We start from the raw sequence: 21,437 nt of genomic DNA, 5'->3' as shown, positions 1-21,437 counted from the left end.
GCCCCCCGCCCCCACGCCGGTCAGCTGCTCTTCGGGGTCACCCACGTGCCCTTCAGGGTGCTGGTGTCAGGCACCCTCTCGCACGTCGACGTCGAGACTCGGCAGCGGATTGGAATCTCGCTCCCGGAGGCGGGCCAGTCGTCAGGGCCGAAACCGGTGTCGTGGCCGTACGTGAAGTAGGAGTCCGCGGACTCCCAGTGGCTCGGTGCGCCGTGTTCCTCCAGACCGATGCCTCGGAAGTACCCGGTGAACGTGACCAGCAGCCTGCCGGTGCGGGCGTTGCGGACGTAGAGCCGGCGAACGAGGTATCCGTCGCCCTCCTCGTGGCCGGCGCCGAGCGGCTTCGCGACCGAGACGACCTTCTTGCCGTCGGGGGAGAAGGTGCGCACAGCCTCGCCCGAGAACGTCTTCCACAGGCGATCACCGGTCCGGGTGTCGAGCACCACCTGCCGTCCGTGCTTGATCACGCTGAACGCGTGGGCGCCCAGCGAGGCGCCCTGGACGTAGTCCGGCATGCCGGGCGGAACCTTCGGATTGGCCGCCACGACACGGACCCGGCCGCTCTGCGTGCTCCACCACACCGTCCGGGGCTCGCCGTCGTGCCTGCCGTTCAGCGGCACGTATCCCATCAGGGCCCGTTCGGCGGTGACAGCGATCATGTCCGGGTAGCCGGCGATCGTCAGCGTCGATCCGACCGGGCGCCCGTCGCTCAGCCGGATCCGTCGGAGGACCGCGCCCTGCAGGAACTTGCCCTTCGTGCTGTAGCGCGTCTTGGAGCCGATGAACGTGCGGCCGTCGGGGGCAACCGCGGTGACCTTGTACGGCGAGAGCCTGGCGACCTCGCGCTTGCGGCCGCTGTCGCTGATGAAGATGATCCGGTACCCCGCGACCTTGCCGTTGATCGGGCGTCCCTCGAACCGGGTGATGTAGATGAGGTAGCCGCCCTTCGCCCGGAACAGCGGGCTCACGCTCACGCCGTTGCCGTACGGCGCGAGCGAGACCGCTGACTTCCCGGGCCGCAGCAGTTGCTTGCCGACGATCCGGGCCGCCGGCTTGGTCGCCGGGCCCATCGGAAGCGCGGATGGCACGACCGGCGTCACGGGCGCTGCGGCTGCGCTCGAGGCCACGGTCGGCAGGACCGTTCCCAGCAGGGCGGCGGCCAGCGCGAAGGTGCTGAAGACGCGGACCCGAGAACGCTTCACATCAGTCACCCTGGTCACACTATCCGACCGGAGCCGGCTGTCCCGGACGTCAGCTGGTCCTCGGGGTCACCCACGCGCCGTCGAGGGCGCCGTCGTCGAGCACCCGCTCGCAGGTGGCCGTCGAGACGCGGCAGCGGATGGGCGCCGGGTCCTCGGGGACGGGGGAGCGGACCCCGTCGCCGTTCACGGCTGTGCTGTCGTAGGCGAAGGCCACGAAGGCGTCCGACGTCTCCCAGTGCGTCTCGGCCCGCAGCTGCCGGCCGAGCAGGAACGGACCTTCGAAGACCCCGCTGAACGCAGCGAGCAGCCGGCCGGTCCGGGAGTTGCGGACCGACAGCCGCTGAGCGACGTACTGCTCGTCCTGCTCGCCGTAGCGCACCGCGGACCCGAGCGTCACGACCCGCTTGTGGTCGGGGGAGAACCGCAGGACCGCCTCGTTCGGGGAGGTCCTCCACAGGCGCTTCCCGGTGCGCGTGTCGAGCACCACCTGGCGCCCGTGCCTGACGACGCTGAAGGCGTGCGCGCCGAACGAGGCCGCCTGCACGCCCTCGGGCATCAGGGGCGGCACGCGCGGGGTGGTGGCGGCGACCCGGACCCGGCCGGTGCTCGTGGTCCACCAGATGGTCCGGGGCTGGAAGCGGTGCTTGCCGGTCCGGGGGACGTACCCGACGAGGACCCGATGGGCGGTGGCAGCCACCATCGTCGGCTCACCCGCGATGTCGAGCCTGGTGTCCAGCGGACGGGCGTCACGCACGCGGATCCGGCGGAGGGTCACGCCGTACGTCGGGTCGCCGGCGGCCGTGGTGCGGCTCTTGGCGGCGATGTACGAGCGACCGTCGGAGGCCACCTGCTCGACGTGGTACGGCGTCCTCCGGACCAGGATCCGCAGCGCGCCCCGGTCGGTGAGGAAGTCGATCCGGTAGCCGAGGAAGTGCTCGTGGCTCCACAGCTCGGAGTCGACGAGGTAGCCACCGCGCACCCGCCACAGCCGGTTCGGGTACTTGTCCTGGGCCTGGACCTGCACCGGCTCGCGGCCGGGGAGCAGCAGCGTGCCGTGGAGCAGCCGGGCCGGGGGAGTCGCTGCGGCACCGACCGGCAGGTCGGAGGGGACGACCGGCACCGGCGGCGCCGCTGCGGCGACCGAGGCCGCGGCCACCGTCGAGATCAGGACGGCGGCCAGGACGGTGGGCGCGGCGCAGCCGATCAGGAGGCGGATCTGTCGACGACCCATCCCGTCAACATACGCCGCCGCGACTACCGGAGCGACCGACGGAGCGGAAGTGATGCGTGGTCGTGACGCGACGGCGCGGACCGCCCGTCCGTCACTCGCTGTGGGGGACCACCCATCGGGCGTTGAGGACGCCGTTGTCACGGACACGCTGGCACGTCGCGGTCGACACACGGCACCGGATGGGCGCCTCGCCCTCCGGGTTGTGCCAGTAGTCCTCCGCCACCAGGCGGTCGTAGGCCCGGACGATGAAGGTGTCCGAGGTCTCCCAGTGGGTCGGCGCGGTGAAGGGCCGGGGGCTGTTGGTGCCCTGGAAGACCCCGCGGAACGTCACCAGGAGGCGGCCGGTGCGGGCGTTGCGGACCGACAGCTGACGCAGGACGTAGCCGTCGGACTCCTCCGGGCCGGCACCGCTCGGGCGCGCGGTCGTGATGACCTTCTTGTGGTCGGGGGAGAACTCGTCCAGCGCCTCGTTGACGGCCGTCTTCCAGATCCGCTTGGTGGTGCGGGTGTCGAACACCACCTGTCGCCCGCCCTTGACCGCGCTGAACGCGTGGCTGTCGAACGACGCGCCCTGGGTCTCCGGCATCCCGGACGGATAGCCCGCTCCGGTCGCGACGACGCGGATCTTCCCGGTGCTGGTGGTCCACCACAGCGTGCGGGGTGCGCCGACGTGCGGGCCGTTGGAGGGCACGTAGCCGGTGAGGACGCGGCGGGGGGTGACCTCCATCATCAGGGGGTAGCCGGCGATCTCCAGGGTCTTGCCGAGCGAGCGGCCGTCACTGACCCGGATGCGGCGCAGGATCTCGCCCTGCTTGAACCTGCCGTTCTTGCGGCGCTCCTTGGCGCCGATGTAGGTGCGCCCGTCGCTGGCGACCTTCTCGATGCGGTACGGCGAGCCCTTGACGACGTACCGCTTGCGGCCGCTGTCGCTGATGAACACGACCCGGTAGCCCAGGAACCGGCTGCCCTTGTAGTCGCTGAAGTCGATCAGGTAGCCGCCCCGCGCCCGGTGCGGAAAGCCTGGACGCGACCCCAGGGAGGCGAGGGAGATCGCCTTCTTGCCGGGCCGCAGCAGCTTGCCGTCGACGATGCGCGCCTGCGGCTTCGCCGCCGCGCCCACGGGCAGCTCCGACGGCACGACGGAGACCGTCGGTGGTGGGGGAGCAGCAGCGTGCGCCGCCGTGACCGTGGCGACCGGCGGCACCAGCGCCGCGGCGACGACGAGACTGACGAGGGGGCGGATCCGAGAACGTCCCATGCGGGCACCGTACCTTGCCGTGTCGAGGTGTCAGTCGGTCTCGGGCTTGGCCCAGATCCCGCGGAGGTTGCCGTCGTAGACCTTCTTGCACGTCGCGATCGAGACCTGGCAGCGGACGGCCGCCCGGCCCGTGGGGGTGGGCCACGAGTCCTCGTCATCGATGCTCTCGAAGGCGTAGGTGAGGAAGCCCGCCGAGTCCCAGATCGTCGGCGCGTCGTAGAGATGGTCGAAGTTGATGTCGAAGAGCCCGGTGAACGAGGCGAGCAGCCTGCCCGTCCGGGCGTTGCGGACCGAGATCTTGCGGATCAGGTACTCGTCGGACTCCTCCTCGCCGATGTGGACCTTGCCCGTGACGGTGAGGACCTGCTTGTGGTCGGGGGAGAACCGGAGCACCGCCTCGTTGAGGTCGGTCTTCCACAGGGGCTTCTTGCTCGTGGTGTCGAAGACGACCTGTCGCCCGTGCTTGACCACGCTGAACGCGCGGGTGCCGATCGACACCGCCTGCACGCCGTACGGCATCTCGAAGGGGTAGTCCTCGTTGCCCGCGGTGAGGACCCGGGTGTTGCCGGTGCGGGTGTTCCACAGCACCACGCGCGACGCGCCGCCCATCAGCACGCGCTCGGGGGTCACCGCGATGATCCGCGTGCCGAACTTCTTGTACGTCTTGCCGACCGCGCTGCCGTCGCTGACGCGGAACCTGCGGATCACCGGACCCGTGCCGATGTAGGTGCGCTTGTCGGTGGCCACCTGCAGGACGGCGTACCGCGAGCGGTCGCGCAGGACCTTGATGCGACCGCTGTCGGTGACGAACTTGACCCGGTTGCCGAGGAACCGGCTGCCTCGATAGAGGTCGAGGTTGACCAGGTAGCCACCGCGGGCGCGGAACAGGCCGCGCGGGTACTCGCCCTTGGCCTCGGAGGCGATGGTGAGCTTCGGGTGTCGCATCCGCACCAGCTGGTTGCCGACGATGCGGGCCGGGGGCCGCACCGCGACGCCGGGCCGAAGCGCCGACGGGACGACGGGGATCGTCGGTGGCGGAGCGGCGCTCGAGGTCGTGACCGGAGCGACCGGCGAGACCAGGGCGGCGGCGAGGGCGAGGCAGGCCAGCAGGCGGAGCCGAGAACGTCCCATGCGTCAGACTGTAGGACACCTCACGGACAGCGCCCGGTCGTCACGCGTAGCGCACGCACCGCCGGGCGCTGGTGAACCCGTAGAGCACCAGCCCGGCATCGGCGGCCAGCCGGACGGACAGCGACGTGGGCGCGCCGACCGCGACCAGGGCACCCGTCCCGGCTGCGATCGCCTTCTGCACCAGCTCGAACCCGGCGCGCCCGCTGACCACGAGGCAGGCGCCTGCGGGCTCCGACCCGGCGAGCACGCGCGCTCCGGTCACCTTGTCGACCGCGTTGTGCCGCCCGACGTCCTCACGGACGACGAGCAGCTCGCCGTCGGCGTTGGCGAGGCCGGCCGCGTGCACCCCGCCGGTCCGGTCGAAGACGCTCTGGCGCTCCCGGATCAGGTCGGGCAGGCGGCGTACGACGTCGCCGGTGGGCAGTGCCCCGGTCCAGCGCTTCGAGATCGGCGCGGCCAGCGCCTCGGCGATGCTGTCCTTGCCGCACACGCCGCAGGCCGACGACCCGGAGGACTGCCCGACGTGCCGGTGCCCCGGGTCGAGCAGCGGAGGCGAGGAGAGGGTCACCGTGACGACGTTGAACTCCTGCTCCGGAGCCAGGTCGGTGTCGGTGCAGTAGGCCACCCCGTGGATCGCCTCCGGCGCGGTCAGCCCCTCGTGCACCAGCCACCCGGCCGCGAGCTCGAAGTCGTGGCCCGGGGTCCGCATCGTGACCCACACCCGCCGCACCGGCGCGCCGGGCCACGCCAGCCGGATCTCCAGCGGCTCCTCGGTCGCCAGCCGGTCCTCGCGGGTGCGCTCGCCGGCGTCGGTGACCTCGTGCACGCGCGTCCGGACGGTCGGTCCCGGACGGCGTGCACGCTCGAGGCTCATGAGGTCGGGAACGCCTTCCGGATCGCCAGCAGCCGACCCAGGTCGTCGGCCGCGTCGCCCAGGCGACGGCGCACGGGCAGCGCGAGCGTCTCGTCGGCCGCCAGGTCGAGGGCGCGGGCGAGTGTCTCGTCGGCCAGCGACGTGACCGGGAAGAAGAACTCGGTGGCGTCGGCGAGCACCCAGCCGCTGCGCACGCCGACGGTCGCCGGGAGCTCGGCGAAGTAGCGGTCGACGTACGGCGCCGTGAGCTCCTCCTGGCCGCCGCGCCACATGCCGGTGCCGGCGGCCTCGAGCTCGTAGTTGGGCACGTCGAGCCGGCCGGTGAAGACGTCCCAGGCGAGGGCCTTGGCCTCGGGCGTCGGCAGCGACACCACGGCCCGCATGCGGGCCACGCGCGACTCCCCGGTGGGCTCGGCGGCGAGCGCGGCGTCGAGCTCGCCGGCGTCGGTGGCACCGAGCGAGGCCAGCCGCCCCAGCAGCCGCCACCGCAGGTCGAGGTCGAGGTCGATCCCCGTGGGCGTCGCCGCCAACCAGCCACGCAGCTCGTCGGGTGCGGTCGAGGTCGAGATCGCCATCCGGAAGGCCGAGAGCTGGTGCTCCGAGCCCACCTCGGTCGAGCCGAGCTTGCCGAGGGCCGCGTCGTGGACGCGCTCGAGCGAGCCGGACGGAGCGAGCGGCAGCACGTCGGTGAGCAGCCACGACCCGATCCGTCGGCGGCTGTCCTCGGTGGACTCCACCGGAGCGCTCGCGACCACGAGGTCGACGACGTCGGCGGGGGCGAGTGCCGCGACATGGAAGGCGCTGCGCACGTTGTTCCAGATGCCCGCACGCAGGGCCGGGTCCTGGACGCCGGGCAGCAGCGACTTGAGCTGGTCGACGGTCTGCCGGTCGGGCACCAACACCGCCCAGGTGTCCTCGTACGGGTCGAGCACGATCGGGTCACCACCGACGTCGTACGTCGTCTCCGGGCCGGTGAGCGTGATCGACCGGGTGCTCCACACGCCGTCGGTGGCGACGGCCGCGCGGAAGGTGTGGGAGCGGTCGGCCGGGTGCTCGGCCGGCGGCGTCCGCCGGATCACGCCGGCGGCCCGGTCCAGCAGGATGGTGTCGGGACCGGCGGTGCGCAGCCAGTTCGAGGTGAAGTCGGACAGGTCGCCGGCTCCCGCGCGCTCCCACGACTCGACGAGGTCGTGCATCGTGGCGTTGCCGAACCGGTGGCGCGTGAAGTGGTCGACCGCCCCGGCCAGGAAGACGTCGTCACCGAGACTGGTGTTGAGCTGCTTGAGGATGCTCGAGCCCTTGGCGTACGAGATGCCGTCGAAGTCCTGCAACGCGGCGGTCGCGTCGACCGCGCCGTTGCCGGCGACCGGGTGGGTGCTCGGGCGCTGGTCGGCGTTGAGCCCCCACTGCCGGCGGGCGTAGGCGTTGTCCACCCAGGCATCGCCGTACTCCGTCACGTCGGCGGTCACCCGGTTGCCCATGTACTCGGCGAACGACTCGTTGAGCCAGAGGTCGTCCCACCACTGCGGCGTGACCAGGTTGCCGAACCACTGGTGGGCCATCTCGTGCGCCAGGGTCGAGGCGCGCTGGATGCGCAGGCCGCGCGTGACCCGGCTGGTGAAGATCAGCGGGTCGCGGAAGGTCACGCACCCCGGGTTCTCCATCGCGCCGGCGTTGAACTCGGGCACGAAGGCCTGGTGGTAGCTGCCGAACGGGTAGCGGATGCCGAAGAGCCGGTGGAACTCGTCGAAGCACTGCTTGGTCATCGTGAAGAGCTCGTCGGCATCGGCGTCGAGCGCGCCCGCCATGCTGGCTCGCACGGACAACCCGAGCGGGATGCCGTCGTGGTGGTCGGTGATCAGGTGGTAGGGCCCGGCGACCACGGTGACGAAGTACGTCGACAGCGGCTGGCTGCGCTCGAACTCCCAGACGCCGGCCTCCGGGTTGCTCCCCGGGGCATTGGCCACGACCGTCCAGTCGGTCGGCGCCAGGACGTGCAGCGTGTACGGCGCCTTCAGGTCCGGCTGGTCGAAGCACGCGAAGACCGACGGTGCGGCGTCCATGAACATCATCCCGTAGACGTAGGACCTGCCGTCCGCGGGATCGGTGCTGCGGTGCAGCCCCTCGCCGTCGTTGCGAAAGGGCATCACGGCGTCGACGACCAGCTCGTTGTCGCCCTCGACCGTCTGGATCGGCAGCCGTCCGCGATCGAGCAGATCGGGGTCCACGGGCGTGCCGTTGAGCCGGATCGAGCGGACCTGCACCGGCTTGAGGTCGAGGAAGGTGGGCCCGCCCCGGCTGGTGAAGCGGATCGTGGTCACCGACCCGAAGGTCGTCTCGTCGCCGGCGAGGTCGAGGCGCAGGTCGTAGTCGAGCACCTCCAGGAGCTCGCGGCGGGCGACCGCTTCGGTGCGCTGGAGGCTGTGCGACGGGCTGCTCACGGGCCCACCCTAGGTGTCGTGCGGAGCCGTCCGGGTCTCGGGTCGGCACCAACTTCCCGGTCTGCCGGACAAGCCGCCCGGGACGGGTTAGCGTCCTCTGCGCTCGGGTCGTCTGACCCGACCCTCGGACAGGAGCACGCACCTATGTCTCACCGCACCCCTCGACGTCTTCGGGGAGGCCGTGGGATCGGCCTCATCCTGACGCTGTCGCTCACGGCCACCGCGCTCGCCGGCACCGCCTCGGCGCTGGGAGCCGACCCGGCGGCGGACTGCACGCAGCCCTTCCCGGTGGCCGACCTCACGCCCGGTGACCCGGTCGAGGGCCTGACCGTGCTCACGGGCACGACGCCCACCGGGTTCACCGGCCAGGTGCTCGGCACCCTGAACGACGGCATCGCGCCGGGCGTGGACATGGTGCTGGTCAAGGTCGACCCGGCCGGCCTGGCCACCGACGAGGTCAAGGGCATCTGGCAGGGCATGTCGGGCTCCCCGGTGTACGCCGCCGACGGCCGCCTGATCGGCGCGATCGCGTACGGCCTGTCGACGGAGCAGTCGTGGATCGCCGGCGTCACGCCGTTCGAGGACATGGACGACTACCTCACCGCTCCCGCCCTCCGGGTGGGGCTCAAGCCCACGATCGCGGCCAAGGTCGCAGCAGCGGCAGGGGTCTCGAAGGCCCAGGCCGCCCGCGGCTTCGAGCAGCTGCCCGTGCCGCTCGCCGTCAGCGGGGTCCCGTCCCGCTTCCTGCACCCGTCGGCCGCGACGCTCGCGAAGCACCCGTGGCTGCGCACGGACCTGTACGCCGCCGGCCGCTCCAGCCTGGGCGTCAGCGACGGCGCCGAGACGATGGTCGCGGGCGGCAACCTGGCCGCCTCCCTGTCGTACGGCGACGTCCTGATGGCGGGCGTCGGCACGGTCACCTCCGTGTGCGGTGACAAGGTGGTCGGCTTCGGCCACCCGATGGAGTTCAGCGGCGACAGCACGCTGAGCCTGCACCCCGCCGAGGCGCTCTACATCCAGGGTGACAACCCGCCCTTCAAGGTCGCCAACATCGGCGCTCCCGTCGGCACGATCTTCGGCGACCACATGACCGGCATCACCGGCCAGTTCGGCGCCCTGCCGTCGACGGCCACGGTGACCTCCAAGGTCACCAAGGGCTCGCGCACCCGGATCGGCAAGAGCTACGTCTCGGCGCGCTCCTCCGACAACCTCGCAACGACCACCCTGCTGGAGAGCTCGCTCAACCACGCGCTGGTCGTCGACGGCTCGGCCCCCGGCAGCGAGATCCTGCGCTGGAAGGTCAGCGGCGTCGACGCGGACAACCGTCCCTTCACCCTGGCGTGGACCGACCGCGTCCGCGCGACCATGGATCTCGCGTCGGAGGCGAGCTACTACGCGGCCTCGGCGGCGTACGAGATCGCGGACATGGAGGGCGTCACCGTCAACGACGTGGTGACGGTCGGCGACGTCGTCCCGAACGGTCGGCACTACCGGCTCCAGCGGGTCGAGCAGCTCCGGAGCGGCAAGTGGTCCTGGCTGAGCGAGAGCCGTCCGGCCACCGCCGTGCACGGCAAGTCGATCAAGCTCCGCGCCGTGCTGCGCTCCGGCTCCACCACCCTCCGAGTGCCGTTCACGTTCGCGGTCCCCCGCTCGGCCGCCGGCAAGATGGCGATCCTGGACGTCACCGGCGGGGCATCGACCGAGGTCGAACTCGGTGACACCGTCGCCACCGCGCGCAAGGCCCTGAGCTCGGCGGTGCGCAGCGACACCGTGCAGGCCCAGTTCGGGCAGGTCGAGTACTACGGCTACGACGGTGAGGACGAGGAGGAGTTCTTCCGCGGCGTCCACAAGCGCGACGAGCCGCGCATGGTGAAGTTCCTCCAGACCCAGACGTCGAAGCCCTCCACGTCCACGATGAGCGGCGAGCAGATGGCCATGGTCGTCATCCGCTGACGGCACGGGCGGATCCTGCCTGCCGACGGGATCCGCCCGGTCCTAGGGTGTCGGTATGAGCAACCCGGACGCCGACAAGCAGGACCTCCTGGCGCTCATCCGGGACGCCGTGATCGGCGACGACCACGTGATGGAGACGCCGTACGGCGCCCGCCGCGTCACGTACGCCGACTACACCGCCTCGGGCCGGGCCCTGGGCTTCATCGAGGACTTCATCCGCGACCAGGTGCTGCCCAGCTACGCCAACACGCACACCGAGTCGAGCGGCACCGGGCTGCAGACCACCCGCCTGCGCGAGGAGGCTCGCGCGATCATCCGCGAGTCGGTCGGCGGGGACGACGACACCGTCGTGCTCTTCGCCGGCTCCGGGTGCACGGGCGCGATCGCGAAGCTGATCGGGGTGCTCGGCCTGCGCATCCCCTCCACCCTGGACGATGCGCACGCGCTGAGCGACCACATCGCGCCGGAGCAGCGACCCGTGGTCTTCATCGGTCCCTACGAGCACCACTCCAACGAGATCCCGTGGCGCGAGTCGATCGCCGACGTGGTGACCATCCGCCAGGACGCGGACGGCGGTGTCGACCAGGACGACCTGCGCGCGCAGCTCGAGAGGCACGCCGAGCGTCCCCTCAAGATCGGCTCCTTCTCGGCCGCGTCCAACGTCACCGGCATCGTGTCCGACACGGCCGGGATCGCGACGCTCCTGCACGAGCACGGCGCCCTCAGCTTCTGGGACTTCGCCGCGGCCGCGCCGTACGTCGACATCTCGATGGTCGCCGCGCCCGGGCAGCCGTCGTCCTACAAGGACGCCGTCTTCCTCTCGCCGCACAAGTTCATCGGCGGACCGTCGACGCCGGGGGTCCTGGCCGCCCGGCGCGAGCTGTTCGCCAACCGCGTCCCGGAGATGCCGGGTGGCGGGACGGTCGCCTACGTCAACGACGACGACCACCGCTACCTCGACGACGTCACCCACCGCGAGGAGGGCGGCACGCCCGCGATCATCGAGTCGATCCGCGCCGGCCTCGTCTTCCAGCTGAAGGCGGCCGTCGGGACCGACACGATCCGGGAGCAGGAGGAGCGACACCTGCGTCGCGCCGTCGCGGCCTGGCGCGACGAGCCGGGCATCGAGCTGCTCGGCAACCTCGACGCCGACCGGCTCTCGATCGTCTCGTTCATCCTGCGTGCGCCGTCGGGGCGCTACCTGCACCACAACTACGTCGTCGCGCTGCTCAACGACCTCTTCGGGATCCAGTCCCGCGGTGGCTGCTCGTGCGCCGGCCCGTACGGCCACCGGCTGCTCGGCATCGACCTCGAGCGCTCGCACGAGTTCGAGCGCGAGATCACCGGCGGCTGCGAGGGCATCAAGCCGGGCTGGGTGCGGATCAACTTCAACTACTTCGTCTCCGACGCGGTCGTCGACTACCTGATCGAGGCCGTGCGCCTCGTGGCCCGCGACGGCTGGAGGCTGCTGGGTGACTACTCCTTCGACCCCGTGACCGGGCTGTGGCGCCACCGCGACGGCGTCGTGCTGCCCCCGTTGTCGCTGCGCGACATCTCGTACGCCGGCGGCCGGGTCACCATGCCGCGCAACCGCACGACCGGGGGAGAGGACCTCCTCGTCGAGCACCTGCGCGACGGCGCCGCCCTGCTGGCCTCGACCACCGGGCCGGACCTCTCGGGCCATCCCGGCAACGTGAGCGTCGACTTCGAGCACCTGCGGTGGTTCGAGCTGCCGGCCTCTGCGCTCACCTGAGCACCGCGGTCCTATGCTCGCGGAAGCGACGTGACCCGGAGTCGGGCACGTCGTCTCGTCGACACGATCGGAGCAGGGCATGACCATTCAGCAGACGGCCAACGTGGAGCACACCGCCATGTTGGGACTGGGGGTCTACCGGCCCGAGCGGGTCGTCACCAACGACGAGGTCTGCGAGGTCCTCGACTCCTCCGACGAGTGGATCCAGACGCGCTCCGGGATCAGGACGCGGCGCTTCGCCGGCCCCGACGAGGACCTGATCACGATGGCGACCGCCGCGGCCAGGCGGGCGCTCGAGGTCTCCGGCGTGACCGCCGACCAGCTCGGCTGCGTCATCGTCGCCACGTCGACCTACCCCGAGCACACCCCGGCGTCCGCGCCCCAGGTGGCCGACCGGCTCGGGTCGAAGACCGCGGCCTTTGACATCTCGGCGGGCTGCGCCGGCTTCTGCCACGCGCTCAACCTCGCCTCGTCCCTGGTGCGGACCGGTGGGGCGAGCCATGTCCTGGTCATCGGGGTCGAGCAGCTCAGCCGGTTCATGGACCCGACCGACCGCGGCACCGCCTTCATCTTCGCCGACGGTGCCGGCGCGGTGGTCGTGGGCGCCGCCGACCAGGCCGGGATCGGACCGACGGCCTGGGGGTCGGACGGCGCGCAGTCGCAGGTCATCACCCAGACGCCGAGCTGCCTCACGCCCGCCGGCGGCCACCACCCCGTCGTGCAGATGGAGGGCACGGCGGTCTTCCGCTGGGCGCCGTTCGCGATGGCCGACGTCGTCCACGAGGCCCTGGACGGTGCGGGGGTGTCGGTGGACGAGCTCGACGCGTTCGTCCCGCACCAGGCCAACCTGCGCATCACCCAGACCCTGGCGCGCAACATCAAGCTGCCCGAGAGCGTCGCCATCGCCACCGACGTCGTCGACTCGGGCAACACCTCGGCGGCCTCGGTGCCGCTCGCGATCGAGGCGATGGTGCGCAAGGGCGAGGCCAAGGTCGGCGACCTCGCCCTGCTGATCGCCTTCGGCGCGGGCCTCAGCTACGCCGGCCAGGTCGTCACCTTGCCGCCGGTCGCCCTCTAGCGACGGAGCGCCGAGATGAGCGGCGAGACGTCAGCCGAGCGAGACCTGCTCCTCCGCCAGCTGGGCGGACAGCGTGACCACGTCCTCGACCAGGTCGAAGGCCTGGACGACGCCCAGCTGCGCCGGCCCGTCCTGCCGTCGGGGTGGTCGTGCCTCGGGCTGCTGCGCCACCTGACGCTGTCGGACGAGCGGTACTGGTTCGGCGTCGTGATGGCCGGTGAGCCACTGGACTTCTGGCCGGAGGGTGTCAACGCCGACTGGCAGGTCGAGGACGAGGAGTCCCCGGCGTCGGTCATCTCGGCGTACCGCGCCGCTGTCGAGCGCTCGGACGCGATCATCGCCGGGCTCTCCCTCGATGCCCCGCCGGCCACGCACGAGGAGTGGTGGGCCGAGGCCGGGCAGTCCTTCCCGGACCTGCGGACCGTCCTGGTCCACGTCCTCGTCGAGACCGCCGTCCATGCCGGCCACCTCGACGCCGTCCGGGAGCTCCTCGACGGCAAGCAGTACGTCGCGATCTGACAGCGGCGACCGCTCAGAGCCGGACGAGCATCTTCCCGGTGTTGTCGCCGCGGTGCAGTCCCAGGAACGCCTCGACGGCGTTGTCGATGCCGTCGACCACCGTCTCGCGCCAGGTGAGCGACCCGTCGGCGACCCAGCCTCCGGCCCGGCCGTAGAACTCCGACGCCACGTCGCCGTGGTCGGTCACGATGAAGCCGCGCAGCGTCAGGCGCTTGCTGACGAACATCATCATGTTGCGCGGACCGGGGGAGGGCGCCTCGGCGTTGTAGTCGGCGATCGCACCGCACGCGGCGATGCGACCGTGGTCGGCCATCGCGGAGATCGCCGCCTCCAGGTGGTCGCCCCCGACGTTGTCGAAGTAGACGTCCACCGGCCCGTGCTCGCGCAGCTGACGGCCGATCGGCGCGTCCTTGTAGTTGAGCGCCAGGTCGAAGCCGAGCTCGGTCAGCCACACGCACTTCTCCGGCGTGCCGGCTGAGCCGATCACCTTCGCGGCGCCGAGCTGCTTCGCGATCTGGCCGGCCACCGACCCGACGGCACCCGCGGCGCCGGAGATGAAGACGGTGTCTCCCTGCCGGACCTCGGCGATCCTGGTGAGCCCGACGTACGCCGTCATCCCGGGCATGCCGAGCGCCCCGAGGTACGCCGACGCGGGCACCTGCGACACGTCGATCGTGCGCGCGGCGCGGTCCGAGAGGAGCGCGTGCGTGCGCCAGCCCGCCTGGTGCAGCACGGTGTCGCCGACCTGCAGCCGGTCCGAGCCGGAGGCCACGACCTCGCCGACCGCGCCACCGTCCATCACGGCGTCGAGCGCGAAGGGCGGCACGTACGACTTCACGTCGTTCATCCGGCCGCGCATGTAGGGATCGACCGAGAGGAAGGTGTTGCGGACGACGACCTCGCCGGGACCGGGCTCCGGGAGCTCGGTGTCGACGGTGCGGAAGTCGGCGGGGGTGGGCCAGCCCTGGGGGCGGGCGGCCAGGTGGATCTCGCGAGCGGTGGTCATGGGGCGATCCTGTCAGCGGTCACGGTCCGGGCGGCACGACGGGCCCCGGTCCGGGCGTGTCGCCGTTCTGGCACGCTGTGCCCATGACCACCTCGGACACCCCCAGCGCGAGCGCGCGCCGCATCGACCTGACCAAGATGGGCGAGGGGCGCTACAAGGCGACCAACGCGCGTGGGGGAGTGCTGCCGATCGGCTCCGGGGGGGACCCGGACTTCACGCCGGTCGAGCTGCTGCTGGCGGCGATCGCCGGCTGCAGCGCGATCGACGTCGACCTCATCACCGGCAAGCGCGCGTCGGCGGTGTCCTTCGACGTGGTCGCGGAGGGCGAGAAGATCCGCGACGACCAGGGCAACCGGCTCACCGACCTGCGGCTGACCTTCGACGTCCGCTTCCCCGAGGGCGAGGAGGGGGACCGGGCCCGCGACGTGCTGGCGCGCTCGATCGCCCAGTCCCGCGACCGGCTGTGCACCGTGGGGCGCACCGTCCAGGTGGGGGCCCCGATCGAGTACGGCGAGGCCTGAGCTCCGTGCCGCGCCGGCAGCCGTGGGACGGCGTACCACCGCAGGACGGCCGGCGCTTCGTCGTCACCGGGGGCAGCGGAGGACTGGGGCTGGCCACCGCCCGCGTGCTCGCCGAGCGGGGCGCCGAGGTGGTCCTCGCCGTACGCAACCCGGCCAAGGGGGAGGCGGCCGCCGCCACCCTGCCGGGATCGGTCGAGGTGCGCCGCCTCGACGTCGCCGACCTGACCTCGGTGCGGGCGTTCGCCGCCGACATCGGGCCCGTCGACGTGCTGATCAACAACGCCGGGGTGCTCGCCGTGCCCTACGCCCTCACCGTGGACGGCTTCGAGACCCACCTGGCGACCAACCACCTCGGTCACTTCGCGTTGACCAACCTCCTGCTGCCCCAGCTGCGCGACCGGGTCGTCGTCATCTCCTCCGACGCCCACCGGGCAGGTTCGTTCGACCTGCGCGACCTGAACTGGCAGCGCCGGACCTACAAGCCGTTCGGCGCGTACGGCGCCTCCAAGCTCGCCAACCTGCTCTTCCTCGGCGAGCTGCAGCGGCGGCTGACCGCCGCCGGGTCGACGCTGCGCGCGGTCGGCTCGCACCCCGGCTCGACCGCCACCTCCATCACCGCCAACACCGGCAGCCCGTTCAAGACCTGGGTCGGCAGCTGGGGCCACCGCGTCGCCGGGATGCCGGTCTGGAAGGGTGCGCTGACGACGTTGTACGCGGCCACCATGGACGTGCCCGGCAACTCCTTCATCGGCCCGGACGGCTTCAGGGAGCTCACGGGCTGGCCGACCGGTGTCGGCCGCAGCCGCGAGGCGCTGGACCCCGACCTGGCGCGGGGGCTGTGGGCGGCGTCCGAGGAGCTGACGGGCATCCGCTTCCCCCTGGGGTGATCAGTCGTCGACCTTCACCGACGTGATCGTGACCTTCTTGGCCGGCGGACCGTCGGCCTGTCCCGTGGCGGTGCCGAGCGCGGCGAGGTCGGCGACGACCTTGGTGCTGTCGGCGTCGAGCTTGCCGAAGACCGTGTACTGCGGCGGCAGCGGCGTCTCGCCGTACACGACGAAGAACTGCGACCCGTTGGTGTTGGGCCCGGCGTTGGCCATGGCCAGGGTGCCCGCCGGGTAGGTCTCGGAGCCGGACAGCTCGTCGTCGAAGGAGTAGCCGGGGCCGCCGGACCCGGTGCCGCTCGGGTCGCCGCACTGCAGCACCGAGATCCCGGCCTCGGCGGTGGTCAGCCGGTGGCACGGGGTGTCGTCGAAGTAGCCCTGCTGGGCGAGCGAGAGGAAGGAGTTCACCGTGCACGGGGTCGTGTCGGCGTCCAGGGTCGCGTCGATCTCACCGACGCTTGTGCTGATCTCGACGTCCACCTGGCCGGTGCGCGTCGGGGTCGCCGGCGGTGGGTCGACCTCCTTCGCCGCGGAGGCGCTGTCCTCGGGGTAGCTGCAGGTCCCCGTGCCGGACGGGCTCGCAGACTCGCTGGCAGGGTCGCTGGACGCGGCGGTCGGTGCGGGGTCCGCGGCGGAGCCCGAGTCGCTGTCGGAGCCGGAGCACCCGGCGAGGGTGAGGCCGGCGACGATCATGAGACCGGCGAGACCGGTCAGGGGGCGGGAGCGCATGCCCAGATCGTAGGGCCCTCAGGCGTTGCGGCCGCGCGCGGCCACCGCCCACGGGGCGAGCGTCGTGGCGTCGTCGGCCCACAGCGTGTCCGCGAGGTTGACTGCGGCGCAGACGTGGTTGGGGACGACGTCGACGCGGCTCCCGAGCGGCGGCAGCGCTCCGTCGGCGAGGTCCACGACGGCGTGGTGCTCGGAGAGCAGCACGATGCGCGCGTCCGGGTGCTCGAGCAGCCGGCCCGAGCCGGTGGCGTACGCCGCGCGGTCGGCCCCCAGCGCCTTGCCCCCGCTGTCGAGCACGAGCCGGCCGCCCGCGTGGCTGACGACCGTGGCCCGACAGGTCAGGGCGATCGCCTCGGGCTGCATGACCCCGAGCTCCCACTGCTGGGCGTCACCGAAGACGTAGACCCCGGGCCGCAGCTCCGTCAGCTCGCCGGTGTGGCTGTGGCCCAGCGTGGGGGTCGAGCCACCGCTGACGATGTCGGGCTCCAGGCCCGCCTCGCGGAAGGACGCGACGGCCGCGGAGAGCGCCGCGGCCTCGTCGTCCGCGGCCGTCCGCATCAGGTCGGGGGAGTAGCCGTGACCGGGGAACGTGAAGACGCCGCGGACCGGGAGCCCCGCCTCGACGGCGGCCGCGGCGACGGCTCCCGCGTCGCCCGCCGGCACGCCGGTGCGGTGCTGGCCCGAGTCGACCTCGACCAGGGCGGCGATCCCGGTGCCCGCCAGCAGCGACCCGGCGCGGGTCGCGGCAGCCACCGAGTCGACGCCGATCGCGAGGTCGGCGCGACCGGCGAGGTCGCGGAGCTGCCGTACGGCCTCGTCGGAGAGCCACAGCGGGTAGGCGATGAAGAGGTCCTCCACGCCGCCGTCCACGAAGACCTCCGCCTCGCCGATGGTGGCCACCGTGAGCCCGACGGCTCCGGCCGCGATCTGGAGCCGGGCGATCTCGGGCGTCTTGTGGGTCTTGGCGTGCGGACGCAGGGAGACGCCGGCGGCCGCGGCCCGGGCCGCGGTGGCCTCGATGTTGCTGCGCAGCCGACCGACGTCGACGCGGAGGTACGGCGTCGCCGGCTCGCCGGCGTACGCGCTGCTCACATCTCCTCGTGCGTGTCGGGGTCGCCGCCGAAGAGCCGTCCGTCGGGCCGGCCCAGTGCGGTGATGGCGGCCATCTCGGCGTCGTCGAGCTCGAAGCCGAACACGTCGAGGTTCGCCCGCTGCCGCTCCGGGGTCGCCGACTTCGGGATCGGGACCGCCCCCAGCTGGACCTGCCAGCGCAGGATCACCTGGCCGGGGCTCACGTCGTGGGCGGCCGCCGCCGCGGCGACCGCGCTCTCGGCGAACGGCGCCTGCCGCTTGCCCAGCGGGCTCCAGGACTCGGTCTGGATGCCGAGGCGCTCGTTGACCGCCCGCATCTCGACCTGGGGGAAGTAGGGGTGCAGCTCGATCTGGTTGACGGCCGGGGTCACGCCCGTCTCGTCGATGACGCGCCGCAGGTGCGCCTCGGTGAAGTTGGAGACGCCGATGCTGCGCACCAGGCCCTGCTCCTTCAGGTCCACCAGCGCCCGCCACGCCTCGGCGTACTTGCCGACGCTGGGGTTGGGCCAGTGCACGAGGTGCAGGTCGAGGTAGTCGAGCCCGAGCCGCTCCAACGACCCGTGCACGCTGGCGATCGCGTCGTCGTACCCGTGGTCGCGCCCGGGGATCTTGCTGGCGACGAGGAGCTCCTCGCGCGGCAGGCCGCACGCGCGCACCGCCTCGCCGACCTCCGCCTCGTTGCCGTAGTTGACGGCCGTGTCGAGCAGCCGGTAGCCGGCCTCGATCGCGGACACGATCGCCGAGACCGCCGCCTCGCCCTCGAGGGGATAGGTCCCGAAGCCGATCGCCGGGAGGGTGCTGCCGTCGTTGAGCGTGTGCGTCGGGATGGCCATGTCGTTCAACGTACCGATCAGCCCTGGTCCGCGACGTCCTGGGGGAGCGCCTCGTGGCCGGGCACTCCGTCGCTACGTCGCTCCTCCTTCATCTCGGCCTCGTAGAGGTGGCGCCTGCCGCCCACCAGCGCCTCGCGCGCGTCACTCTCGAGGTCGCGGAAGGTCGCGTAGTAGCCGCTGTCGTAGTCCTCGACGACCTGGAAGCTCCATCGGCCGGCCAGGATGTTGCGACCGACGAGCTCCCGCTGGATCCGGTCGGCGAGGTCGGTGTGCCCGGCCTGACGCAGCAGGTCGACGGACTCGCCGAGCGTGAGGTCGGCGGTGCCGCAGCGACGGTGGAAGGCGTAGAGCAACCCCCGGGCCTCCTCGACGACCTCGAGCGCCTCGGACAGCTTGCCCAGCGCCTCGACGGTCGCGTCGTCGACGCCCTCGGGGCGCTGGTGGGCCCGGTCGGGTCCGCTCATCGAGCCAGGACGTCGGCGGCTGACACGGCCCCGTGCTCGGACTCGATGGCGTCCGCGAGCCGGGTCACGTCCTCGTCGGGCACGTCGACGCCGACCTCGGTGAACCCCTTGCGCAGCTCGGTCTCCACGGTGCTCTCCGTGGCGCCGTCCTGCCAGGAGGTGACCCGGTCGACGACCGCCTGGATGGCTTCCTGCTTCTCATCAGTCATGGCGTGCCCGTACCCACCTGCCGCCGCGGACACGCGTCCGGCAGGCTGGTCGGGTGAGTGCCTCCGACGTCCTGTCCTCCGTGTGGGACGACGTCACCGGGATCCAGCAGCCACTGTCGTACGGCGGAGTCGTCGTCACGGCGGGGGTCGCACTGCTGCTGGTGGTCGCGCCGTGGACCTGGCCCGTGGGTCGGCACGTCGTGACGATCGCCCACGAGGGTGCGCACGGCGTGGCCGCGCTGGTCACCGGCCGCTCGCTCCAGGGCATCCGGCTGCACTCCGACACCTCGGGCCTCACCGTCTCGCGGGGCAAGCCGCGTGGTCCGGGGATGGTGGTCACGGCGTTCGCCGGGTACGCCGGGCCGGCGCTGCTCGGCCTCGGCGCGGCGTACCTGCTCGGCCGCCAGCACGCGCTCGCCGTGCTGTGGCTCGCCGTCGTCCTCCTCGCGCTGCTGCTCCTGCAGATCCGCAACTTCTACGGCCTGTACGCCGTCGGCGTGGCGGGGCTGGCGGTGTTCGCGGTGAGCTGGTGGGGGAGCGGGCAGGCGCAGAGCGGCACGGCGTACGTCGGGACCTGGTTCCTGCTGCTCGCCGCGCCGCGACCGGTCATGGAGCTGCAGCTGCAGCGTCGCCGGGGTCAGGCACGCACCTCCGACGCGGACGTCCTGGCGCGGCTGACCGGCGTGCCGGGCGTCCTCTGGGTGGCCGTGCACCTGGTCGTGACGCTCGCCTGCGCGCTGATCGGTGGTGGCTGGCTGCTCGACTCCGCGCTCTAGGAGCAGGGCTGGACGTGCGGGCTAGGTTGGGCAGGTGCGCATCGGCATCCACTACGCGAATTTCACCCACCCTGACTGGCACACGCGCCTGGCCGAACGGCTGACGGAGACCGCCACGGTCGCCGACCAGGGCGGGGCGTCCCTCTTCACGGTCATGGACCACTGGTTCCAGATGGAGAACCTCGGCGGCCCGCCGGAGCCGATGCTTGAGGGCTACACGACCCTCGGCTACCTGGCCGCGCTGACCGACAACGTCCGGCTCAGCCTGCTCGTCACCGGCACGACGTACCGGCACCCGGGTCTGCTCGCCAAGATCGTCACCACCCTCGACGTGCTGTCGCAGGGGCGTGCGACCCTCGGCATCGGCGCCGCGTGGTACGACCGCGAGCACGCCGGCCTGGGCGTCCCCTTCCCGTCGACCAGCGAGCGCTTCGAGCGGCTGGAGGAGACGCTGCAGGTCGTCCGGCAGATGTGGAGCGACGACGACGGGGCCTACGCCGGGCAGCACTACCGGCTCGCGGAGACCGTCTGCGTCCCGCCGCCGGTGCAGCGACCGCACCCGCCGATCCTGATCGGGGGGAGTGGCGAGAGGAAGACGCTGCGCCTGGTCGCGCAGTACGCCGACGCCTGCAACCTCTTCGGCGAGAGCCCGGACGTGGTCCGGCACAAGCTCGAGGTGCTGCGCGGGCACTGCGACACCCTCGGTCGCGACTACGACTCCATCGAGAAGACCATGATCGCCATGGGCGTCGACCCGGTCAGCGACACCGACGCCTTCCTGTCCTCGATGCAGGAGTACGCCGCGCTCGGCATCTCGCTGGTCACCCTCATGCCGCCGACCGAGGACCCGGTCGGCTGGACGACCTCGGTGTGCGAGGACGTCCTCCCCAGGCTCGCGGCGATCTGACGCCCTGACGCCCTAGAGGACCGTCGTCCCGTACATCTCGCCGAGCGGGTCCGAGATCAGCTCGAGGCGCGCCCCGTCGGGGTCGCGGAAGTAGAGCGAGCTGCCCGACTCCGCGACGTACTCCACCCCGGCGGCGTCCAGCTTGCCCCGGAGGTGCGTCCACCGCTCGGGCTCCACGGAGATGCAGACGTGGTGCAGTCCGCCGAGCACCTCGGCGTACGGCCCGACGTCGAGGCCGGGGAAGTCGAAGAACGCGATCAGGTTGCCGTTGCCGATGTCGAAGAAGAAGTGGTTGGAGCCGGGGTAGTCCCGGTTCTCGAAGATCTCGGTGAGCGGGAACTCCAGCAGCTCCTGGTAGAAGCGCACCGTCCGCTCGACGTCGGCGCACACGATCGCGAAGTGGTGCAGCCCCCGGGCCGAGCTGGCCGGACGGGACTCCTCCGGTGCGAGGTATGTCGTACGGATGCGCTCGCGCTCGGCGCTGATGTGGTCCAGGTCGAGGTCCGGCATGCCGCGACGCTACTACGGGATTCAACTTCCCAACCTACGCGCAACCGATGGTTGCACAGAGTCGGT

General features: G+C 71.9%; 21 protein-coding genes. 8 read left to right on the top strand and 13 right to left on the bottom strand.

All coding sequences use genetic code 11. The features are described from left to right. Nucleotides 1-20: 20 nt before the first annotated feature. From N542_RS0113285 to pepN, 6 genes are all read right to left on the bottom strand, one after another. Entirely contained in the window at nt 21-1,211 is a 1,191-nt protein-coding gene (locus tag N542_RS0113285; RefSeq protein WP_155993054.1) for a hypothetical protein, read from the bottom strand. Nucleotides 1,212-1,251: 40 nt separating this feature from the next. After that, nucleotides 1,252-2,433 carry a hypothetical protein gene (locus tag N542_RS0113280; RefSeq protein WP_028644331.1) on the bottom strand — a complete coding sequence of 394 codons (1,182 nt, stop codon included), beginning with the start codon at nt 2,431-2,433 and terminating at the stop codon, nt 1,252-1,254. 91 nt (nt 2,434-2,524) lie between these two features. Further along, entirely contained in the window at nt 2,525-3,691 is a 1,167-nt protein-coding gene (locus N542_RS0113275) for a hypothetical protein (RefSeq protein WP_028644330.1), read from the bottom strand. A gap of 30 nt (nt 3,692-3,721) precedes the next feature. Next, nucleotides 3,722-4,822, bottom strand: a complete 1,101-nt coding sequence (locus tag N542_RS0113270) for a hypothetical protein (RefSeq protein WP_028644329.1) — start codon at nt 4,820-4,822, stop codon at nt 3,722-3,724. Between the two features lie 40 nt (nt 4,823-4,862). Next, nucleotides 4,863-5,696, bottom strand: a complete 834-nt coding sequence (locus N542_RS0113265) for a formate dehydrogenase accessory sulfurtransferase FdhD (RefSeq protein WP_028644328.1) — start codon at nt 5,694-5,696, stop codon at nt 4,863-4,865. Further along, nucleotides 5,693-8,137, bottom strand: coding sequence for an aminopeptidase N (gene pepN, locus N542_RS0113260; protein ID WP_028644327.1), 2,445 nt, complete (start codon nt 8,135-8,137; stop codon nt 5,693-5,695). The genes N542_RS0113265 and pepN overlap by 4 nt, the downstream gene beginning before the upstream one ends. Nucleotides 8,138-8,281: 144 nt before the next feature. Here pepN and N542_RS0113255 point away from each other — a divergent pair, with 144 nt between their 5' ends. The 4 genes from N542_RS0113255 to N542_RS0113240 all read left to right on the top strand — a co-directional run bounded on the left by N542_RS0113255 (nt 8,282) and on the right by N542_RS0113240 (nt 13,440). Further along, complete coding sequence (locus N542_RS0113255; RefSeq protein WP_028644326.1) at nt 8,282-10,090, top strand: hypothetical protein; 1,809 nt, start codon at nt 8,282-8,284, stop codon at nt 10,088-10,090. 55 nt (nt 10,091-10,145) lie between these two features. Beyond that, a complete protein-coding gene (locus N542_RS0113250; RefSeq protein ID WP_028644325.1) occupies nt 10,146-11,843 on the top strand; it encodes an aminotransferase class V-fold PLP-dependent enzyme in 1,698 nt (565 codons plus the stop codon). 79 nt (nt 11,844-11,922) lie between these two features. Further along, entirely contained in the window at nt 11,923-12,921 is a 999-nt protein-coding gene (locus N542_RS0113245) for a beta-ketoacyl-ACP synthase III (RefSeq protein ID WP_028644324.1), read from the top strand. 15 nt (nt 12,922-12,936) lie between these two features. Further along, nucleotides 12,937-13,440 carry a DinB family protein gene (locus N542_RS0113240; protein ID WP_028644323.1) on the top strand — a complete coding sequence of 168 codons (504 nt, stop codon included), beginning with the start codon at nt 12,937-12,939 and terminating at the stop codon, nt 13,438-13,440. A 13-nt stretch (nt 13,441-13,453) separates the two neighbouring features. Here N542_RS0113240 and N542_RS0113235 read toward each other — a convergent pair whose 3' ends face one another. Beyond that, nucleotides 13,454-14,446, bottom strand: a complete 993-nt coding sequence (locus N542_RS0113235) for an NADP-dependent oxidoreductase (protein WP_028644322.1) — start codon at nt 14,444-14,446, stop codon at nt 13,454-13,456. A gap of 83 nt (nt 14,447-14,529) precedes the next feature. On the opposite strand from N542_RS0113235, the gene N542_RS0113230 reads away from it, so the two are divergent. Both N542_RS0113230 and N542_RS0113225 read left to right on the top strand, forming a co-directional pair. Continuing rightward, the gene (locus N542_RS0113230) at nt 14,530-14,967 is read left to right on the top strand and encodes an OsmC family protein (protein ID WP_028644321.1); all 438 of its coding nucleotides are present in this window, start codon (nt 14,530-14,532) and stop codon (nt 14,965-14,967) included. 5 nt (nt 14,968-14,972) lie between these two features. Next, nucleotides 14,973-15,854 (top strand): oxidoreductase, encoded by an 882-nt coding sequence (locus N542_RS0113225; protein WP_028644320.1) that lies wholly within the window; start codon nt 14,973-14,975, stop codon nt 15,852-15,854. Here N542_RS0113225 and N542_RS0113220 read toward each other — a convergent pair whose 3' ends face one another. From N542_RS0113220 to N542_RS0113200, 5 genes are read right to left on the bottom strand one after another with little or no spacing between them, the layout of a single operon-like run. Further along, nucleotides 15,855-16,580: a peptidylprolyl isomerase gene (locus tag N542_RS0113220; protein ID WP_028644319.1), complete on the bottom strand. Its 726-nt coding sequence runs from the start codon at nt 16,578-16,580 to the stop codon at nt 15,855-15,857. 18 nt (nt 16,581-16,598) lie between these two features. Beyond that, nucleotides 16,599-17,672 carry an alanine racemase gene (locus tag N542_RS0113215; protein ID WP_028644318.1) on the bottom strand — a complete coding sequence of 358 codons (1,074 nt, stop codon included), beginning with the start codon at nt 17,670-17,672 and terminating at the stop codon, nt 16,599-16,601. Next, the gene (locus tag N542_RS0113210; RefSeq protein ID WP_028644317.1) at nt 17,669-18,505 is read right to left on the bottom strand and encodes an aldo/keto reductase; all 837 of its coding nucleotides are present in this window, start codon (nt 18,503-18,505) and stop codon (nt 17,669-17,671) included. Before N542_RS0113210 ends, N542_RS0113215 begins: the two co-directional genes overlap by 4 nt. A gap of 17 nt (nt 18,506-18,522) precedes the next feature. Further along, nucleotides 18,523-18,969 carry a hypothetical protein gene (locus tag N542_RS0113205; protein WP_028644316.1) on the bottom strand — a complete coding sequence of 149 codons (447 nt, stop codon included), beginning with the start codon at nt 18,967-18,969 and terminating at the stop codon, nt 18,523-18,525. Beyond that, the gene (locus N542_RS0113200) at nt 18,966-19,178 is read right to left on the bottom strand and encodes a hypothetical protein (RefSeq protein ID WP_028644315.1); all 213 of its coding nucleotides are present in this window, start codon (nt 19,176-19,178) and stop codon (nt 18,966-18,968) included. The genes N542_RS0113205 and N542_RS0113200 overlap by 4 nt, the downstream gene beginning before the upstream one ends. A gap of 53 nt (nt 19,179-19,231) precedes the next feature. Between N542_RS0113200 and N542_RS0113195 the strand changes: the two genes are divergently transcribed. Then, the gene (locus N542_RS0113195; RefSeq protein WP_028644314.1) at nt 19,232-19,954 is read left to right on the top strand and encodes a M50 family metallopeptidase; all 723 of its coding nucleotides are present in this window, start codon (nt 19,232-19,234) and stop codon (nt 19,952-19,954) included. 34 nt (nt 19,955-19,988) lie between these two features. Then, on the top strand, nt 19,989-20,861 hold the full coding sequence (locus tag N542_RS0113190; RefSeq protein ID WP_028644313.1) for an LLM class F420-dependent oxidoreductase: 873 nt from the start codon (nt 19,989-19,991) through the stop codon (nt 20,859-20,861). 12 nt (nt 20,862-20,873) lie between these two features. Here N542_RS0113190 and N542_RS0113185 read toward each other — a convergent pair whose 3' ends face one another. Next, nucleotides 20,874-21,371: a VOC family protein gene (locus tag N542_RS0113185; protein ID WP_028644312.1), complete on the bottom strand. Its 498-nt coding sequence runs from the start codon at nt 21,369-21,371 to the stop codon at nt 20,874-20,876. Between the last annotated feature and the right edge of the window lie 66 nt (nt 21,372-21,437).

This window comes from Nocardioides sp. URHA0020, assembly GCF_000620705.1.
In the GTDB taxonomy this organism is placed as follows: domain Bacteria; phylum Actinomycetota; class Actinomycetes; order Propionibacteriales; family Nocardioidaceae; genus Nocardioides.
The sequence above is the reverse complement of the archived record's forward strand: the minus strand, read 5'-3'. Positions and strand labels throughout refer to the sequence as shown.

Excerpts from the sequence above, each read along its gene's own strand:
- N542_RS0113280 (WP_028644331.1), bottom strand. The coding sequence starts at position 2,433 with ATGGGTCGTCGACAGATCCGCCTCCTGATCGGCTGCGCCGCGCCCACC.
- N542_RS0113275 (WP_028644330.1), bottom strand. The coding sequence starts at position 3,691 with ATGGGACGTTCTCGGATCCGCCCCCTCGTCAGTCTCGTCGTCGCCGCG.
- N542_RS0113270 (WP_028644329.1), bottom strand. The coding sequence starts at position 4,822 with ATGGGACGTTCTCGGCTCCGCCTGCTGGCCTGCCTCGCCCTCGCCGCC.
- N542_RS0113265 (WP_028644328.1), bottom strand. The coding sequence starts at position 5,696 with ATGAGCCTCGAGCGTGCACGCCGTCCGGGACCGACCGTCCGGACGCGC.
- N542_RS0113255 (WP_028644326.1), top strand. The coding sequence starts at position 8,282 with ATGTCTCACCGCACCCCTCGACGTCTTCGGGGAGGCCGTGGGATCGGC.
- N542_RS0113250 (WP_028644325.1), top strand. The coding sequence starts at position 10,146 with ATGAGCAACCCGGACGCCGACAAGCAGGACCTCCTGGCGCTCATCCGG.
- N542_RS0113245 (WP_028644324.1), top strand. The coding sequence starts at position 11,923 with ATGACCATTCAGCAGACGGCCAACGTGGAGCACACCGCCATGTTGGGA.
- N542_RS0113240 (WP_028644323.1), top strand. The coding sequence starts at position 12,937 with ATGAGCGGCGAGACGTCAGCCGAGCGAGACCTGCTCCTCCGCCAGCTG.
- N542_RS0113235 (WP_028644322.1), bottom strand. The coding sequence starts at position 14,446 with ATGACCACCGCTCGCGAGATCCACCTGGCCGCCCGCCCCCAGGGCTGG.
- N542_RS0113230 (WP_028644321.1), top strand. The coding sequence starts at position 14,530 with ATGACCACCTCGGACACCCCCAGCGCGAGCGCGCGCCGCATCGACCTG.
- N542_RS0113220 (WP_028644319.1), bottom strand. The coding sequence starts at position 16,580 with ATGCGCTCCCGCCCCCTGACCGGTCTCGCCGGTCTCATGATCGTCGCC.
- N542_RS0113210 (WP_028644317.1), bottom strand. The coding sequence starts at position 18,505 with ATGGCCATCCCGACGCACACGCTCAACGACGGCAGCACCCTCCCGGCG.
- N542_RS0113205 (WP_028644316.1), bottom strand. The coding sequence starts at position 18,969 with ATGAGCGGACCCGACCGGGCCCACCAGCGCCCCGAGGGCGTCGACGAC.
- N542_RS0113200 (WP_028644315.1), bottom strand. The coding sequence starts at position 19,178 with ATGACTGATGAGAAGCAGGAAGCCATCCAGGCGGTCGTCGACCGGGTC.
- N542_RS0113185 (WP_028644312.1), bottom strand. The coding sequence starts at position 21,371 with ATGCCGGACCTCGACCTGGACCACATCAGCGCCGAGCGCGAGCGCATC.